This is a genomic window from Shinella zoogloeoides (assembly GCF_033705735.1).
In the GTDB taxonomy this organism is placed as follows: Bacteria; Pseudomonadota; Alphaproteobacteria; order Rhizobiales; family Rhizobiaceae; genus Shinella; species Shinella zoogloeoides_A.
On sequence record NZ_CP131130.1, the window covers coordinates 1,186,856 to 1,200,601 of the forward strand.

General features: G+C 64.1%; 14 protein-coding genes, 1 tRNA gene and 1 riboswitch. Of the genes, 6 read left to right on the forward strand and 9 right to left on the reverse strand.

The window, feature by feature from the left end; genetic code table 11:
* Positions 1–25: 25 nt before the first annotated feature.
* Complete coding sequence (locus ShzoTeo12_RS06190; protein WP_242223839.1) at positions 26–535, reverse strand: SOS response-associated peptidase family protein; 510 nt, start codon at positions 533–535, stop codon at positions 26–28.
* A 237-nt stretch (positions 536–772) separates the two neighbouring features.
* A riboswitch (Fluoride riboswitch) is annotated at positions 773–894 on the forward strand.
* Here ShzoTeo12_RS06190 and ShzoTeo12_RS06195 point away from each other — a divergent pair.
* On the forward strand, positions 871–1,182 hold the full coding sequence (locus ShzoTeo12_RS06195) for an SOS response-associated peptidase family protein (protein ID WP_237681160.1): 312 nt from the start codon (positions 871–873) through the stop codon (positions 1,180–1,182). (Overlaps the previous riboswitch by 24 nt.)
* Before the next feature lie 6 nt (positions 1,183–1,188).
* Here the strand turns inward: ShzoTeo12_RS06195 and ShzoTeo12_RS06200 are convergent, their stop codons facing one another.
* From ShzoTeo12_RS06200 to ShzoTeo12_RS06220, 5 genes are all read right to left on the reverse strand, one after another.
* On the reverse strand, positions 1,189–4,461 hold the full coding sequence (locus tag ShzoTeo12_RS06200; protein WP_242222675.1) for an error-prone DNA polymerase: 3,273 nt from the start codon (positions 4,459–4,461) through the stop codon (positions 1,189–1,191).
* Complete coding sequence (locus ShzoTeo12_RS06205; RefSeq protein WP_242222677.1) at positions 4,458–5,981, reverse strand: DNA polymerase Y family protein; 1,524 nt, start codon at positions 5,979–5,981, stop codon at positions 4,458–4,460. The genes ShzoTeo12_RS06200 and ShzoTeo12_RS06205 overlap by 4 nt, the downstream gene beginning before the upstream one ends.
* A complete protein-coding gene (locus tag ShzoTeo12_RS06210) occupies positions 5,896–6,648 on the reverse strand; it encodes an ImuA family protein (protein WP_242222679.1) in 753 nt (250 codons plus the stop codon). The genes ShzoTeo12_RS06205 and ShzoTeo12_RS06210 overlap by 86 nt, the downstream gene beginning before the upstream one ends.
* 119 nt (positions 6,649–6,767) lie before the next feature.
* Positions 6,768–7,361 (reverse strand): RES family NAD+ phosphorylase, encoded by a 594-nt coding sequence (locus tag ShzoTeo12_RS06215; protein WP_242222681.1) that lies wholly within the window; start codon positions 7,359–7,361, stop codon positions 6,768–6,770.
* Positions 7,348–8,064: an Rv2175c family DNA-binding protein gene (locus tag ShzoTeo12_RS06220; protein ID WP_142172103.1), complete on the reverse strand. Its 717-nt coding sequence runs from the start codon at positions 8,062–8,064 to the stop codon at positions 7,348–7,350. Before ShzoTeo12_RS06220 ends, ShzoTeo12_RS06215 begins: the two co-directional genes overlap by 14 nt.
* Positions 8,065–8,566: 502 nt before the next feature.
* Between ShzoTeo12_RS06220 and ShzoTeo12_RS06225 the strand changes: the two genes are divergently transcribed.
* Entirely contained in the window at positions 8,567–10,243 is a 1,677-nt protein-coding gene (locus ShzoTeo12_RS06225) for a recombinase family protein (RefSeq protein ID WP_242223840.1), read from the forward strand.
* On the opposite strand, the gene ShzoTeo12_RS06230 is transcribed toward ShzoTeo12_RS06225, so the two are convergent.
* Positions 10,202–10,276, reverse strand: a tRNA-Asn gene (locus ShzoTeo12_RS06230). The genes ShzoTeo12_RS06225 and ShzoTeo12_RS06230 overlap by 42 nt on opposite strands.
* A 164-nt stretch (positions 10,277–10,440) precedes the next feature.
* Between ShzoTeo12_RS06230 and ShzoTeo12_RS06235 the strand changes: the two genes are divergently transcribed.
* Positions 10,441–10,725 (forward strand): hypothetical protein, encoded by a 285-nt coding sequence (locus tag ShzoTeo12_RS06235; RefSeq protein WP_318911690.1) that lies wholly within the window; start codon positions 10,441–10,443, stop codon positions 10,723–10,725.
* Between the two features lie 66 nt (positions 10,726–10,791).
* On the forward strand, positions 10,792–11,268 hold the full coding sequence (locus ShzoTeo12_RS06240) for a DUF2938 domain-containing protein (protein ID WP_318911692.1): 477 nt from the start codon (positions 10,792–10,794) through the stop codon (positions 11,266–11,268).
* A 55-nt stretch (positions 11,269–11,323) separates the two neighbouring features.
* Here ShzoTeo12_RS06240 and ShzoTeo12_RS06245 read toward each other — a convergent pair whose 3' ends face one another.
* Both ShzoTeo12_RS06245 and ShzoTeo12_RS06250 read right to left on the reverse strand, forming a co-directional pair.
* The gene (locus ShzoTeo12_RS06245; protein ID WP_119258446.1) at positions 11,324–11,644 is read right to left on the reverse strand and encodes an RcnB family protein; all 321 of its coding nucleotides are present in this window, start codon (positions 11,642–11,644) and stop codon (positions 11,324–11,326) included.
* A 138-nt stretch (positions 11,645–11,782) separates the two neighbouring features.
* On the reverse strand, positions 11,783–12,220 hold the full coding sequence (locus ShzoTeo12_RS06250; protein ID WP_318911693.1) for a PACE efflux transporter: 438 nt from the start codon (positions 12,218–12,220) through the stop codon (positions 11,783–11,785).
* 83 nt (positions 12,221–12,303) lie between these two features.
* On the opposite strand from ShzoTeo12_RS06250, the gene ShzoTeo12_RS06255 reads away from it, so the two are divergent.
* The gene (locus tag ShzoTeo12_RS06255) at positions 12,304–13,236 is read left to right on the forward strand and encodes a LysR family transcriptional regulator (RefSeq protein ID WP_318911694.1); all 933 of its coding nucleotides are present in this window, start codon (positions 12,304–12,306) and stop codon (positions 13,234–13,236) included.
* Between the two features lie 107 nt (positions 13,237–13,343).
* Complete coding sequence (locus ShzoTeo12_RS06260) at positions 13,344–13,598, forward strand: hypothetical protein (RefSeq protein WP_318911695.1); 255 nt, start codon at positions 13,344–13,346, stop codon at positions 13,596–13,598.
* Positions 13,599–13,746: the final 148 nt, after the last annotated feature.

Below are 13,746 nucleotides of genomic sequence, written 5' to 3' on the forward strand. Positions count from 1 at the left end.
TCGGCCGCTTCGAAAAGCTGATCGTTCAGATTGCAAAGGTGGCTTGCGCCGATTTTTCCCGCAGCCGCGAAACGGCGAAAGCCCCTGCCGGCAGCGGCTTCAGCAAGTCCTCTTCGCGCGTGGTGAGATCGAGCCAGGCCAAGCGCTGATCGCGTCGTAGGACGGCCATCTGCCGATCATGATAGGGCGCGACATCGTCGTTCGCCGTGGTCGTCAGGATCGCATAGGCCTCCGGCCAATCCTGCGTCACCGGCCGCCAGATGCCCGCGAAATAGAACCAGTCGCCACTCGTCAGCGAGAAACTGTAGTGCTTATCCCGGCTGCGATGGCGGAATTCGGACGCAGGGATGAGGCAGCGATGGCTCGGGAAAGTCCGACCCTCCGCCCGGGTGACGGTGAACGGCCGCCCGCCATTCTCGCGGGGCTGAAGTCCCCACGGCAGCTCCACCATCTCAACATCGCCGCCGTTGCGCCTTATGATTACCCGGCGTTCGCTGAGGGATGCTTCGGAATCGAATACCGTCGCGCTCATGATCTGTGAACATAGCCAGAACACAGCGGCCGGACAAGAGCGGTCGAAGCGGAGGACACATGTGCAATGACTACCGACTTATGGTGGACGTGGCGTCGATCGTTGAGGACTTCGCCGACCTCAAGATCAAGATCCGCTTCGGCGAAGGCACGCCGAACATTGAAGCGCGCGAGGACATCAAGATCACCGACATGGGTCCGATCGTCCGAACGGTCGAGGGCGTTCGCGGCGACGGCGACATGCTGCAGCGGCGATGGAGCTGGCCAGGCCAGAACAAGCGCCCGGTCTACAATTTCCGCTCCGATGGCCGCGAATTCACCTCGAACCGCTGCCTGATCGTGGCTGATGGCTTCTACGAGTTCACGGACCCCGCCGAGAAGGGAAAGAAGCGGAAGGACAAGTGGCTGTTCACCAAGCGCGGCCAGCCGATCATCTGCATCGCCGGCATCTGGCGCGCCACGAAGGATGTCGGCGAGGCCTTCACCATGCTCACGATGGAGCCCGGACCCGACATCGCGCCCTACCATGATCGGCAGATCGTCATCCTCGAACGCGACGCCTGGGCCGATTGGCTTGACCCCTCGGTTCCGGCTCAATCACTGATCCGTCCGTTGGCGGCCGGCACGCTGCAAGTGGAGCAGGTTGGATGACGCGTTCTACCGGAAATCCCGTGTCTTCACTTTGATCGAGTCGATGTGGAGGTCGGGAATGTAGATGTCGCGCGTGCGCAGGCCCTTTGGCGCCAGTCCACGCGGATCGGGCGTCGGCGAGCCGTGATGGAATTCATCGCCGCGTCCGTGCGGCAGCGGAAAGGCCGCATCCCGATCACCGACGCTGGCCAGGTCGGCCGAGAGATCGGTGAGGCGCTGTGCGACCAGATGCACGACTTCGCCCTCGCGCTGGATGCGTCCGCGCACGGCGAACATTCCGGCCGACAGGATGATACGGCGGTTCTTCTCGAAGACCTGCGGCCAGACGACGAGGTTGGCGATGCCGGTTTCGTCTTCGAGGGTTATGAACATCACGCCCTTCGCGCTGCCGGGCCGCTGCCGGACCAGCACGATGCCGGCGGCCTCCAGCCAACGGCCGTCGCGGGCATCCATCGCCTGCTGACAGGTGAAGATTCGCCGTCGGCGCAGATCGTCGCGCAGGAAGGCGACCGGGTGGCTGCGCAGCGACAGCCCGATATGGCCGTAGTCCTCCACCACCTCCGAGCCTGCCGTCATGGGCCGAAGGCTGACGGCGGCCTCACTGATCTCGGGCACGAACTGCTGTTCATGGGCGGTGGCGGCCGCGAAGAGGGGCAAGGGTTCATCGCGTAGCGCTTTTATTGCCCAGAGCGCCTCACGCCGCGCCATGCTGAGTGACGGGCGGAAGCCGTCGCCCTCGGCGATCTGCACCAGGGCGGCGACCGGCACGCCGGCGCGGCGCCATAGATCGTCGATCGAGGCAAAGGGCGTATCAGCCCGCGCGCTGACGATGGCGGCGGCGTTGGCGTTCGCCAGCCCCTTGACCATGCGCAGGCCGAGACGGACCGCGAAGCGGCCATCGTCGCCGGTCGGCTCCAAGGTGCAGTCCCAGCGCGAGGCGTTGATGCAGACCGGCCGGACCTCGACGTGATGGTCCTGGGCGTCGCGCACGATTTGAGCGGGGGCATAGAAGCCCATCGGCTGGGAATTGAGCAGCGCCGCGCAGAAGATGTCGGGGTGCCAGCATTTGAGCCACGCCGAGGCGTAGGCGATTAGCGCAAAAGAGGCTGCGTGGCTTTCCGGAAACCCGTAACTGCCGAAGCCTTCGAGCTGCTTGAAGGTGTGTTCGGCGAACTCCGGTTCATAGCCGTTGTCGACCATGCCGTTGATGAGCTTGTCCCGGAAGTGGGAGACGCCGCCGGTGAACTTGAAGGTCGCCATCGACTTGCGCAGCATGTCGGCCTCGCCGGGCGTGAAGCCGGCGCATTCGATCGCGACGCGCATCGCCTGTTCCTGAAACAGCGGGACGCCGAGCGTCTTGCCGAGCACCCTCTCCAGTTCGGGCTTGGGATAGTGGACCGGCTCCAGCCCCTCGCGGCGGCGCAGATAGGGATGCACCATGTCGCCCTGGATTGGGCCGGGCCGGACGATGGCGACCTGTACGACGAGATCGTAAAAGGTCCGCGGCCTGAGGCGCGGCAACATCGACATCTGCGCGCGGGACTCGATCTGGAAGGTGCCGAGGGTGTCCGCCTTCCTGATCATCGCATAGGTGCGCGGGTCCTCAGCCGGGATGGTCGCAAGATCGAGTTGGACCCCCTTGTGGTCGGCCAGGAGGTCGAGGCCGCGCTTCATGCAGGTCAGCATGCCCAAGGCCAAGACGTCGACCTTCATGAATTTCAGCGCATCGATGTCGTCCTTGTCCCACTCGATAACCTGGCGATCGACCATGGCGGCGGGTTCGATCGGCACCAGCTCATCGAGCCGGTCATGGGTCAGCACGAAGCCGCCGGGATGCTGGGAGAGATGGCGTGGCGCGCCCATGAGCTGGCGGGCGAGATCGAGAGCGAGGCGAAGCCGGCGATCGCCGAGGTTGAGGTTCAGCTCTTCGACCTGCTTGGGCTCGACGCCTTCCTCCGACCAGCCCCAGACCTGCGAGGACAGGGTCTTGATCAGGTCCTCGGTGAGGCCGAGCGCCTTGCCGACGTCACGCAGCGCGCCCTTTGAGCGGTAGCGGATGACGGTCGAGCAGAGCGCGGCATGGTCGCGGCCATAGGTCTCGAAGACCCACTGCATAACGATCTCGCGCCGCTCATGTTCGAAGTCGACGTCGATGTCGGGCGGTTCGCGCCGCTCCTCGCTGACAAAGCGCTCGAACAGGAGGTCGTTACGGCCGGGATCGATCGAGGTGATGCCGAGCACATAGCAGACGGCCGAATTCGCGGCCGAGCCGCGGCCCTGGCACAGGATGTCCTTGGAGCGCGCGAACCGCACGATGCTGTTCACCGTCAGGAAATAAGGGGCGTATTGCAGCTTCTCGATAAGCCTCAGCTCGTGCTCGAGCGCGGCGCGGACGCTGTCCGGCAGGCCCTCGGGGTAGCGTTCTGCGGCACCTTCCCAGGTCAGCTTGGCCAGCGTCTCTTGTGGCGTCAGCGCCGGGTCGTCGCGTTCCTCGGGGTATTGGTAGGCCAGCTCGTCGAGCGAGAAGCGGCAACGCTCCGCGATCTGCAACGTGCGGGCCAGGGCCTCGGGATAGCGGCCGAACAGCCGGTGCATCTCCTCCGGCGGTTTGAGGTAGCGATCGGCGTGCCGCTCACGCCGTTCGCCCAGCGCATCGATGGTGACGTTGTGACGGATACAGGTGACGACGTCCTGAAGGATGCGGCGGTCGGGCGCGTGGAACAGCACGTCGTTGGTGACGATGGTCGGCACCCGCATCCGGGTCGCGAGGTTGGACAGTTCGTGCAGACGGAGCTGGTCGTTCGGCCGGCGGCGCAGCGACAGTGCCATATAGGCGCGGTCGCCAAAGGCCTCGCGCAACCGCCGCAGGCGCAGGCCGCATCCGTCGTCGGCGTGGTCCGGCAAGAGAACGGCAAGTAGGCCCTCGCGATAGGCGACGAGATCAGCCCATTCGAGATGACATTTCGCCTTGCCGCCGCGCTTCTTGCCGAGCGACAGCAGACGGCAGAGCCGCGAATAGGCTGGTCGGTCGGTCGGATAGACCAGCACCGACATGCCGTCGGCGAGGTCGAGACGGCAGCCGACGACGAGGCGTACGCCCGTCGTCTTTGCCGCCTCATGGGCGCGGACGATGCCGGCCAGCGAGTTGCGGTCGACGATGGCCAGCGCCTCGATGCCGAGCAGGGCTGCGGTGGCGAACAGCTCGTCGCAGCCGCTCGCGCCCCGCAGGAAGCTGAAATGGGAGGTGACCTGGAGTTCGGCATAGCGGGGGCCGATCATCCGAACACCCCATGCAGGAACCAGCGGTGCGATCCAGTGGCCGCATCCTCACCATCGCCGGCGCGGTAGATCCAGTAGCGTTCGCCGGCGTCATCCTCGATCCGGAAATAGTCCCGCACGGCGACCAGTTCGGCGTCGCGCTTCCACCATTCTCCGAACAAGCGCTCGGGGCCGTCGGCGCGCTTCACGCGTCGCCGGACACCGCGCCAGGTGAAGGACACCGGAGGATGATCGGGCAGCAGCGCGACGGTCTCGATCAATTCGGGACGATCGAGCAGACGCGGCGGTCGCGGCCAGTCGCCGGACCATGTCGCCCCGGTCTCGGGCGACATGGCGGGCACGCGACAGACGGAGCGCTCGGGGACGTCGCTGGCGACCGGCGCGGCGCGATAGATGCGACTGCCGCCAACCCGGTTGGCGAGCGTATCGACGAGATCGGAGACGTCCGGCACGGTGTCGTCGATAAGGGAGGTGATGGTCTGCTTGCCGTCGATCGGTTCGGCGATTGTCGCTGTGAGCGTCAGGATTTCGATACCGAAGCCGGGTTCGATGGTCTCGATCTTGTCGCACAGAAGCCGGGTCAGGCGCTTGACGTCGCGCACCGGCAAGGCCGTGCCGACGCGGACCGCCTGCATGATGTTGTCGACGCGATGGCAGAGCAGGTCGAGGCGCCGCGCGCCGAGGCCGCGTTCTTCGAGCGCCGCGCAGAGCTGGACCACCAGCTTGCCGATATAGCGGGCGATGGTCTCGGCCGCGCCGATCGGTTCAGGAAAGCTACGGCGGACCTCGATCAGGTCGTCCGGCCGGATCGGGTCGATGAGTTCGGGCGCGAGGCCGAGCGCCTGGTCGATCCGGCGGCCTAGCTCGGGTCCGAAGCGAAGCGTGAGCGGGGCGCGCGGCTGCGCGACTAGATCGCCAATGCGGTCGAAGCCCAGCGTCCGCAGATTGTGGACCAGGGCCGGCGGCAGCCGGAGCGCCTTGATCGGCAGCGGCGCGATCGCGGCTTCGACGGCTCTCGGCGGGGAGATCAGGGGCGACCGGCCGGCGTATCGCGCGAGGGCGTGCGCCGCGCCCCAGGTGTCGGCGACGGCGGCGCGGGCGACGATCCCCGAGCCCGCCAGGCGGTCGACCATGCCCGACAGCATGGCGTGTTCGCCGCCGTGCAGATGATCGGCGCCGGTCGTGTCGATGACGATGCCGTCAGGCAGGCAGGCGGCGACGATCGGGGCGTAGCGTTGCAGGACCCAGAGCGCGAGGCGGTCGAGTGCCTCGGCGTCGGCCGTGGGAGCGGCGTCCTGAACGAGGAGGCCCGGGACGAGGACCTGGGCCCTGGTCGCCGGCATCCCCACGCGCAGGCCGGCGGACTGGGCCGCGGCATCCGCCGCGACCACCACCCGCCTTCTCCCGTCATGGCCGATCAGGACGAGCGGCGCCTCAGCCGGAGGCGCCGCGTCGCCGGCCGTCCTGCGCACGCGATCTGTTGACCATGTGGGCAGGAAGAGCGAGACGACCCGTGTCATCGCACGCCTCCAATTCGAAATCAGCACTCTCGCCCGCGCGAGCGCGGATCAGCTCGACAAGCCAGCGGTGTCGGCCGACTCCCGGAACGGGCAAAGTGGGTGAAGGCAGGGCCGAGACCCGCCAGCGGGTCATGGCGGCGGTTGGCTGGCCGAAGTCCGTGGCCTCCGTTTGTCGCCGCCAGCGGCGTAGCGCCAGGCCGATTGCACCGGTGCCCTCGGCGGCGAGTTGAAGGCGACGCGAGGCGGTCATCGACAGGCGGCCGATTTCTGCGACGACGGCGCCGAGTCCGCCATGACGCAGGCCTTCCTCGACACAGGCCAGGACGGTCTTGTCGTCCCCGGCCTCAACATAGATCACGCGATCTGGCGGGAGACCGGCTTGGGCCAACGCCGGTGCGAAGAGGTCGGGACGGGTGATGCACCACAGCACCTTGCCCTTGGTGCGCGCAGCAATCCCGGCGGCAAAGAGCGCGGCGGCGGCACCGTCGATCGCGCCGTTACCGCCGCCCGCGATCTCGTGCAGCGCGCCGAGCGCCAGGCCTTCGCCGGGGAGTCGTGAATCCACCTCGGCAATTCCAAAGGGAAGCACCGATTTGACGCGCCGGCTTTTGCCTTCGATCTTCTCGATCTGCGCGCGCAAGGATTCTATGGCGGGCTCGGGCCGCAAGTTCGTTCCTGACCTCCAAGGGCGGGTTGACAAGCATGTTCGCTATTTGTTCTACTTTTCGATTGGAAGAGTCAAGGTGGTCGCGGATTCGATCACGTTTCCGATCACGGGTGAGGGAGCTATCCCAGACCGACCTTATATCGGGCAAACAGTTCGCCGAGACGGTCGCGGTTTGATAGTATGGGCGTGGAAGCGATCACAGCCAGACGGTCGTGCGCCCGCTCGAACAGCGCGACGCAGAGTTCCCCGTTGTCGTGGTTGGAGCGGTAAACGACGCCATCGGCGCCAGCCGAATGATCATGGATGGCGCGCGACCACTCCTGCGCAACCGAGTGCGGACCGCTGGTTACAATGCCTGTAGCACCGATGCGAGCCAAGCCAGGGCCGTGAACCGAGACGAGCCGCAAAGGCGATGTGACCTCGATCTCGCAGAATGATCGGGCCTCAAGAAAGCTTAGTGCAACGAAACGGGCGCCGATAGAGCGAAGGCACGTTTCGGCGAACGCGCCTTCAATCGTTTGTGAGAGGTAGGAGACGCCATACTGGCGTGTCGGATCATCAAAGCGGTTGCCGCCAGAGGACCCGAAAAAGATCGGGCTAAGTTCCGTGCGATGGATGCGGACCAGCCGAGCGCCTTTATCGATGATCTCTATGGGCAGATCGCGGGCGGCGAAATCGGCGGGCGGCAGCGGTCTCGGATCAGGCGGCGCCATGTTCGCCGTAAGCCGCTGCCGCCCTGACAACCTCATCTGTCTGACCTTTGCGGAGCAGATCGATCGGTCGCTGGCCTTCGAGCCTGGCGTCGCCAGTCAGCATGAAGTTGACTCGCATCCAGGCATCTTCGACGGTGAAGGCGTCCAGCACGTCGCGGATGCCCCGCAATAGCCCATTCTTGCCGATCTGAAACGCGGGGTAGACATAGCCGTCGCCTACATCGAGCCAGAACACTTGGCTGCGCTCGCGTTTACGGCCGAGACCCTGCGGCGTGATGCCAAGGTGCTCAGCGAGCTGCTGCGCGGAAAGAACACCGCCTTCGGCTTTGAGCATTTCCCGCTTCATTTCGGAGCCGCGCAATAGCGCTTCGGTCAATGGGTCGGGCCGATCGGGCAGAATCTCGGCGCCGATGGCTGCCGCCTCGTGAAGTGAGCTGAAGAGAACGTCAGTGTCCGTTGACGCGCCGACCGCCGCCAGGAGCCGATCACGCGGCATGCGCTCGGCGATGCGCGCGAGGGCCCTGCCGCTACGCAGCACGAAAGCCGCTACGAGATCCTCGCTTGATCCGGGTTCGGGGCGCCGGACACGCGTCGACGCGGCAGAGGTTGGTTCGCCGGTGAAGTTCGTTGCGCGGCTGCGACGACGCTGAGTACCGGCTGAAGCGGGAGGCGTCATGAGATGAGATCCCTTGAGAATGTTCAATTGTCCTGCTATATATAGCTCATGAAAATGGAAACTTCAATCACCCGCGCAGACCGAAGCCAAACGTCGCCGATTCTTGGAATTTGCACTATTCCAGAGCCCGAAAACGACGGCAGGCGTAACCGCATGGCGTCCGGAGTATCCAAATTCCCGATGCAAAGAATGCCAGTAAATCATTGATATCAGTGAAGTTTAGATAGGAGTATGCGATTATGCGCTTATGTCAAACGAAAGAGAACATCTGGCATCGGCCATCATCGTCAGTCTCCACGACTACTATCCTGTTGGTTCTGACGACGTCGAGCCCAGGAAGCGGCGCCGTTCGTCGGCCGCCGCTGTTCGCCGCCCGCGCGCTCTGGAGCGGAATACGAAAGTCACCCACGACTGGACCGCAGGGATGCAGGTCACGGAGGCCGAACTGGATGTGTTCGAAGCGCATTTCGGCCCGTTCCTTGATGAGCTGCTGGGGCCGCAAGACTGAAATCTTGAACGGAGGATTGTCATGAACGCCAACGCGACACCTGCCTTGGCGTCGACAGGACGCGCCGCCTTGTATCTGAGGGTTTCGACGGGGCGGCAGGCCGAGAATGACCTTTCGATCCCGGACCAGCGCCGGCAGCTTCAGTCGTATTGTCAGGCGAAGGGTCTGGCTGTCGCGGCGGAGTTCGTGGAGCCGGGGGCCTCCGCCACCGACGACCGCCGTCCCGAGTTCCAAAAGATGATGGACGCAGCCACGCAAAAGCCGGCGCTGTTCGATACGATCATCGTCCACTCCTTCTCCCGCTTTTTTCGCGATCAGTTCCAACTGGAATTCTATTTCCGCCGTTTGGCGAAGAACGGTGTCCGCCTCGTTTCGATCACGCAGGATCTCGGCGACGATCCGATGAGCGTGATGATGCGCCAGATCATGGCGCTCTTTGACGAATATCAGTCGAAAGAGAACGCGAAGCATACGCTGCGGGCGATGCGTGAGAATGCGCGGCAAGGCTTTTGGAACGGCTCACGTCCTCCGTTCGGATATCGTATTGTCTCCGCGGAACAGAGAGGCATCAGGGTCAAGAAGCGCATCGAGCCCGATCCCATGCAGTTGGAGACGGTGCGGCTCATGTTCCGGCTGGCGCGCCTCGGGGGAGAAGACGGACCCATGGGGTCCCGGCAGATTGCGGACTATCTCAACATTCGAGGGATACGCACCCAGACGGGAGGCCGCTGGGGTGTTGGCGCAGTTCACCAGATCCTGACGCGCGAGACCTACATCGGTCGGCACCGCTTCAATGTATCCGGAAAGCGTCGGGGAGAGCGCAAGTCGGAGGACGAGATCGTCGATGTCGAGGTCGATCCGATCATCGATGCCGACGAATTTGCCGAAGTTCAGGCGATCATGCGGTCTCGCAGCCCCCAACTGAAGGCTCCGCGCTTTGTAGCGGCCGGCACGCTCCTGGGCGGCGTTTGCTATTGCGCCGACTGCGGTGGAGCGATGACACTGCGGACGTCAGGCAAGGGGAATCAATACCGCTACTACACGTGCTGCACGACCGCCCGACAGGGGAAGACGGGCTGCAAGGGCCGAACCATCCCGATGGACGTCCTAGATGACAAAGTTGTGGGCTGCCTGGAGGAGTTGCTTCTTGAAAAGGGGCACCTCGAAGAGCTGCTCGCTGGCGTGCTGGAGCGTCGGGAGGCGCACGCCGACAATCTCAAGGATCGAATCGTCGCCCTTCGTAAGCAGGCTGCGGACGCTGAGGCCAAGCTGACCCGTCTATACGAGGCCATCGAGAACGGACTCGCGGAACTGGATGATTCCAACCTCAAGGGACGAATCGCGGAATTGAAGCGGATGCGAGACTCGGCGCGCGCCGACGCCGACCGGGCTGAGGATCGCGGCGAAGGAAAGACGAACCAGATCACACCTGAGCTATTGGAAGCCTTCGCAAGCGAGGCCCGGCGTCAGATCAGGACGAAAGATGGGAGCTTCCGACGGCACCACGTTCAGACGCTTGTCCAGCGTGTCGAGGTCGGAGCTGACGAAATAAGGATCAAAGGCTCGAAACCCACGCTCCTCCAGACGCTCGTAGCGTCTGGAGGAAACCGTAGAGTGGAAACTGCGGGAATCGGCTTTCGCAGTTTCAATCCGAAATGGCTCCCCGGGCCGGATTCGAACCGGCGACCTGTCGATTAACAGTCGAATGCTCTACCGCTGAGCTACCAGGGATCATCCGCTCGCTGCGGAGTGAGCGCGTAATACAAATGCCTGATCGATTTGCCAAGCGCTTTTTGACAAAAAAATGCATCGGGCTTGATTGATTGTGGAGAAGTCTCCAACTGGGAAGAGGAAGAGCCCTGGAAAACCGGGCTTTGCAGCGAAACGGGCAGGGAATGGCGGCAAAGAAAACCAAGACGCATTTCGGGATAGACCCGCGCACCCGGGAGATCGTGGTCGGCGCCTTCCGCATGAAACTGCCGGAATCGCGCTGGCTGCGCACCACGATCGGCGTCCTTCTCGTCTGTGGCGGCCTGCTCGGCTTCCTGCCGGTGCTCGGTTTCTGGATGGTTCCGCTCGGCCTGCTGGTGCTTTCGCACGATTCCCATTTCGTGCGCCGCCAGCGCCGCCGTCTTGCCGTGTGGTGGGCAAGCCGCAAGGCGCGGCGCAATACGCGCTGAACGCCGTTGCCTCCGGCCGGCGGACCTGCTCTAACCCGTTGAATATCTGCGGGTGAGGGGAATTGCATGGAATTGCTTTTGAAGGGTGTCGCGATCGGGATCGGCGCGACCGTGCTGATGGACGTCTGGGCTGTCGTCCTGTGGAAGGTTTTCCGCCAGGGGCGGCCGAACTGGGCGCCGGTCGGCCGATGGTTCTGGCATCTGAAGGACGGAACCGTCTTTCATGACGATATCGGCAGGGCCGAGCCTTATGCCGCCGAACTGGCGCTCGGCTGGATCGGCCACTATGCCGTCGGCATTCTCTATGGGGTCATTCTGGCTTTGGTCATGGGGGCAGGCTGGTTCGCGGCGCCCACTTTCCTGCCGGCATGGATTCTCGGCATCGTCACCGTCGGTGCCGGCTGGTTCCTGCTGCAGCCCGGCCTCGGCATTGGCGTCGCCGCCTCGAAACTGCCGAACGCCAATACGGTGCGGGCGCTCAATCTCGTCGCGCACACGGTCTTCGCCCTTGGGCTTTACGGCACGGCGTTGCTTCTTCGCTGATCGCTGGGCAAGGAAAAACGCCACCGCGGCGAAGGCTGCGGTGGCGTTTTGTTTCTTAACGGGCGGCTGCGACGCCGAGGATGAGGCCGGTGGCGACGCTCATCAGGAGGTAGCTGTTGTCCACCTTCACCCACTGCTGGCCGCGGGCGGGCTTGCGCAGGCCGTAGCGGTGGTAGTCACGAACCGGCGGACGGCGCTTCCAGTCGGAATAACGTTCGCCCTTACGCCAGTTGTGGCGCTTCTTGTACTGCTGCTTCTTGTCCCAGGAGGAGGAGTAGCCGGGCTTGCGGTCGTGCCCGCCATACTGCTGGGCCTGCGCCATCGGCGCGGCGGCAAAGGAAAGGGCGACGGCGGCGAGAAGGGTGCGGGTGAAGATTTTCATCGTTGGGCTCCTTGTTGTCGGTGAGAGGACCCTATTGCCGGACCGATGAACGAAAACTGAATGAAAGATTACAATGCTGTAATGAAAACAGCCCCTTAACGCCTGTGGCAATTTGAAGGCAGGCCCGCTGCCTCACGCGGATGCGCGCGGCAGCGGAGCGGTTTCGATGGGGAAGGCCCGGTCGTAGGCGATGTTGAAGACGAAGGCATAGACCAGGTAGAAGGCAACGACCGATATATCGAGCAGCAGCGCCGTGAGGAGACTGATGCCGAGATACCACGCGATGAACGGGATGAGGATGACGATCAGCCCCGCCTCGAAGAGCCCCGTGTGAAGCACGCGGATCGCCATCGTCTTCTGCACGCTGCCGCGAAGGCGCAGCATGGTCCTGTCGAACGCCAGGTTGAAGACGAAGTTCCAGATGGTCGCCGCCGTGGCGGAGACGATCCCGATCACGCCCATATGGCTCATCGGCTGGTCGAACAGCAGAGCGGCGCCCGGCGTGAAGATCGCAAGGCCGATGAGTTCGAACAAGACCGCGTGACGGACCCGGTCGCTGAAGCTGCGCATTTCATGTCCTCGTTCGTTGTTGCGCTTACTTCTATCTGATATTCGTGGATGGAAAAGTTAGATACCATCTGGAATACGGATAGATGACCGTCTCACTCGACCAGCTCGACGCCTTCGTCGCCGCCGCCGAACAGGGTTCGTTCTCCGCCGCCGCCCGGCATTTGCGCAAGGCGCAGTCGGCGGTGAGCCTGCTGGTCTCCTCGCTGGAGGACGATATCGGCGTAAAACTCTTCAGCCGCGCCACGCGCAATCCGACGCTCACGGAGGCGGGCAGGCGCCTGCTCCCCGAGGCAAGGCTCATCCTCGACCGCCGCGAGCACCTGATCGGCGTGGCGCGCAGCTTCGAGGAGCATGTCGAAACGCGCCTGGCCGTGGCGGTCGACGAATTCTATCCCGAGCCGGCCATCGGCGCGCTTTTTGCCGCCTTCGCGCGGCGCTTTCCCCATGTCGAACTCGAATTGCTCTTTCCCTCCACCCGGGATGTCGCCGGGCTCGTTCTGGAGGGCAAGGTCGATCTCGGCGTGATGTGGCGGGAAGACGACCTGCCGCCGACGCTCGGCTTCCACACCATCGGCTGGGTACCGCTTCTTCTCGTCTGCGGCCGCAACCACCCGCTGGCGGATGGCGCCGTGACCTGGGAGGAGCTTCGCCGCCACCGCCAGATCATGGTGGCCAAACGCAGCGACGGCGCGGAAACCCATCGGCTGCGCGTTGCCGCGGAAGTCTGGTGGGTCGAGAGCCATTGGGTGATCCTGCAGATCCTGCACAGGGGGATCGGCTGGGCGCTGATCCCCGCGCATATTCTCGGCAATTCGCCGCTCGCCACGGAACTCGCGACGCCGCCGCTCCAGTTCGACGAAGGGGCGCATCCGGTTGCGCTCGAACTCATCTGGAACAAGCAGCGCCCCGCGGGGCCCGCGGCCAAATGGCTGCGCGAGCAGTTCGCGGCGCTCGAAATCCGAATCGACGATGGCGAGGGGGTCTCGAAAGGCCCCGATATCTTCACCGTCCTGTGACCGTTCTGGCGCGGTCGGTCACGAAACGTTAGCCATAAGGTCAGTGTTTTAGGAACCGTTGAAATTCTCGCGAATTCCATCCCTGCAAGAGCGGAGGCGTGAGGAAGATGAGTCAGCGTTTCGACGAACTCTATATCCGGCGATGCGAGCACCAGCAGATCATCGCCTTCTACAAGAAGCTTGTCGTGCAGATGTACCGCAAGCTGAAGGAGATGCAGGCGGGAAACGAAGCCGCGAGCGGGGTCGACATCCCGGCCGTCGGTTCGGCACCGCCGAGCACTTTTGCCGCCGGGCAGGCGCCCAATGTGGTCCGCGTGGATTTTCACCGGCGCGCAAAGGCGGCGCCGGGCCTGAAGGGCTGAACGGCAGGACATGAGGAGGAGGGCGGGCGTATCCCCGGCCGCCGCAGGAAGCCGGCTTGCGTCCTGCCTGACCGACCGGATACTCTGAAGCTGCGCCGCCGCCGCCCGTCAGTGGGCAGGGCCAGCGCGCTTGAATGAATTGTCGAAA